This is a genomic window from Streptomyces sp. NPDC049577, from assembly GCF_040675635.1.
Lineage (GTDB): Bacteria > Actinomycetota > Actinomycetes > Streptomycetales > Streptomycetaceae > Streptomyces.
The window spans coordinates 1-3,338 of the sequence record NZ_JBFAPH010000494.1; the positions used below are offsets into that span (position 1 = coordinate 1).

Below are 3,338 nucleotides of genomic sequence, written 5' to 3' on the forward strand. Positions count from 1 at the left end.
GGCTACAGGAGATCATCGCCGCCGCCGGGCTGCCCGGCACGCACGACCCGGTCACGGCCGTCGCCGCGCTGACGGCCCTGTTCGAGGACCGCGCGCGCATGGCCGCGCTGCTGGAGGGCGCGCCGGCCGAGGCGACGGCCGTGCTCGGCAAGCTGATGTGGGGCCCGCCGTACGGCACGGTCACCGCCGAGCCCGCCCCGCATCTGCGCTGGCTGCTCGACCGCGGCCTGCTGCTGCCCCTCGCCCCCGGCAGCGTCGCGCTGCCCCGCGAGGCGGCGCTGCACCTGCGCGCCGGGCGCGCGCACCGGGCGCCCGAGCCGGAGCCGCCCGCGCTCATCCCTGTCACCGAGCACCCGCCCGTGACGGTGGACGCGACCGCGGCGGGCCAGGCGTTCACCGCGCTGACGACCGTCGAGGAGCTGCTGGCCCTGTGGGAGACGTCCGGCCCGCTGGTGCTGCGCGCCGGCGGCCTGGGCGTACGGGACCTCAAGCGCACCGCGGCCGCCCTGGACGCGACCGAGCAGGCCGCCGCCTTCTGGATCGAACTCGCGTTCGCGGCCGGGCTGCTCGCCTCCGACGGCGACGTCGACGAGCGCTACGCCCCGACCCCCGACTACGACGAGTGGCTGCCGCTGCCCGCCGAACAGCGCTGGGCGCGCCTGGCCGCCGCGTGGCTCGCGGCCACGCGCACGCCGGGGCTGGTCGGGGAGAAGGACGTCAAGGGCCGTACGCTCGCCGCCCTCGGCCCCGACCTGGACCGGGCGCCGGCGCCCGAGGTGCGCCACCGGGTGCTCACCCTGCTGGCCGGGCTGCCGGAGGGCGCTTCCGTCTCCGCCGACACGCTGCTGGCCCGGTTGCAGTGGGAGCGCCCGCCGCGCACGGCCACCGACGATCTGCGCGCGCGGCTCGCGCTGTGGACGCTGACCGAGGCGGAGATGCTGGGCGTCACCAGCCGCGGCGCCCTCTCCGCGCACGGCCGCGCCCTGCTCGCCGGCACCCCGGCCGGGGCCGCCGTGGCGCTCGCACCGCTGCTGCCCGAGCCGCTGGACCACGTCCTGCTCCAGGCCGACCTGACGGCCGTCGCCCCCGGCCCGCTGCGCCGGCCGCTCGCCCAGACGCTGGGCGTGCTGGCGGACGTCGAGTCCAAGGGCGGTGCGACGGTCTACCGCTTCACCCCCGAGTCCGTGCGCCGCGCCCTGGACGCGGGGCGCACGGCGGCGGACCTGCGGGCGTTCCTCGCCGAGCACTCCCGCACGCCCGTGCCGCAGCCGCTGGCCTATCTGATCGACGACGTGGCCCGCCGCCACGGCCGGCTGCGGGTCGGCGCGGCCTCCTCGTACGTGCGCTGCGACGACGAGGCGCTGCTGGCCGAGATCCTCGCCGACCGCCGCTCGGCGCCGCTGCGGCTGCGCCGCCTCGCGCCGACGGTCGTGGCCGCCCAGGCCGCGCCGGACGCGCTGCTGGAGGGGCTGCGCGCGATGGGCTACGCGCCGGCCGCCGAGTCCGCCGAGGGCGATGTCGTCGTCACCCGCGCCGACGCCCGCCGCACCCCGCCGCGCACGGCCCCCGCCCCCGTCCCCGAGGGCCCGCCGGTCCCGGACTCCACGCTCCTCGGCGCGGCGGTCCGCGCCGTCCGCGCCGGCGACCGCGCGTCCACCGCCGAGCGCAAACCGGCCGCCGCCCAGGCCCCCTCCGACGGCACCCTGCCCCGCACGACCTCCGCCGAGACCCTGGCCACGATGCAGGCCGCGGTCCTGACCGGCTCGGCCGTCTGGATCGGCTACGTCAGCGCGGAGGGCGCGGCGAGCCAGCGCGTCATCGCGCCGGTCCGTGTGGAGGGCGGCTTCGTGACGGCCTACGACCACACGGCGGAGGAGGTCCGCACGTACGCCCTGCACCGCATCACGGGGGTGGCGGAGCTGGCGGACGAACGGGCGTGACGCTCCCCTCTCCGGAGCCCCGCCCGAATCCGAACGCGTACGTCACCACGAACCCCGCCGCGTAACCGACCAGCAGCCCCGCGCCGTAGACGGCTGCGGCACGGGCGAGGCCGTGGTGGCCCGTGAGCAGGGGGAACAGGGCCCAGCCGGAGGGGCCGATGGCGGTGGCGCCGACCGGGTCGCCCAGCTGGCCCAGCAGCCCGAGGAAGCCGCCGCCGAGCGCGCCGCCGACGCAGGCGGTGACGAAGGGGCGGCCCAGCGGCAGGGAGACCCCGTAGATGAGCGGTTCGCCGATGCCCAGCAGGCCGGCCGGGAGGGCGGAGCGCACGGTGCGCCGGACGGACGGGTCGCGGGAGAGGCGCACGAGGACGGCGAGGGCCGCGCCGACCTGGCCCGCGCCGGCCATGGCGAGGAGCGGCAGCAGGACGGTGTGCCCCTGCTGGGCGATGAGCGTCGCGTGGACGGGGATCAGCGCCTGATGCAGGCCGAGCATCACCAGCGGCAGGAAGAGCCCGCCCAGGACGAAGCCCGCGGCGGCGCCTCCGGTCGCCATCAGACGGTCCGCGAAGTGGCCGACGGCCGTGGAGATTTCGCCCGCGACGAACATCAGCCCGTACAGGGTGACGAGCCCGGGCAGCAGCACGGCCAGAGCCGGCGTCAGCAGGACGTCCAGCGCCTCGGGAACCACGCGCCGGCACCGCTTCTCCACCCACACCGCCAGCAGCGCGGCGGCCAGCGCGCCGAGGACGCCGCCCTGGCCGGGCGCGAGCTCGATGCCGAAGGCGTGCACCCGGGTGACGCCCGGGTAGACGACGATCGCCGCGACCGCCCCGCCCAGCACCGGCGTGCCGCCGAACTCGCGTGCGGTCTGGTAGCCGACGAAGACGGCGATGAGCGACATGAAGGCCGACGCGACGGCGTTGAGCGCGGGCACGAGCGACGGCAGCAGGTGAAGGCTGGCCAGCAGCCCGGCGAGCCCGGCGACGATGCCGCAGCCGATGAGCGCGGGGATGAGCGGCACGAAGATCTGTGCGATGCGGCGCAGCAGAAGCTTGCCGGGGGTGGCATTGCGCGCGGCGCGCTCGGCCCGCAACGCGGCCCCCCGCCGCGCAAGCACCTCGGCACCGGACGAGCCGCCGGCGCCGGACGGCGGACCCGCGCCCAGCCGGGCACCGGCCTCGGCCGCACCTCCCGCATCCGCCGCCACCCCGGCCGGGCCCGGCCCGCCGGGCGGGGCCGGCGGCCCGTCAGAGCCACCGGCGATCGGCCCCGGTGCCCCGGTCGAAGCGGCCGCTCCGGACGAAGCCCGCGCCGCGGACGCGGGCGGGGTGCCCTCGCCGTGCACCGGGCCCATGCCGGGCGGGGCGTCGCCGCCGGGCCCGGCACCGGCCTCGGCCG

The 3,338-nt window shown here is 78.5% G+C and carries 2 protein-coding genes; one reads left to right on the forward strand and one right to left on the reverse strand.

Features of this window, described 5'->3' with window-relative positions; all coding sequences use genetic code 11:
- The coding region (locus tag AB0K09_RS31635) for a helicase-associated domain-containing protein (protein ID WP_366068832.1) at positions 1-1,940 on the forward strand (1,940 nt) is incomplete at its 5' end.
- On the opposite strand, the gene AB0K09_RS31640 is transcribed toward AB0K09_RS31635, so the two are convergent.
- The coding region (locus AB0K09_RS31640) for a PTS transporter subunit EIIC (RefSeq protein ID WP_366068833.1) at positions 1,903-3,338 on the reverse strand (1,436 nt) is incomplete at its 5' end. The genes AB0K09_RS31635 and AB0K09_RS31640 overlap by 38 nt on opposite strands.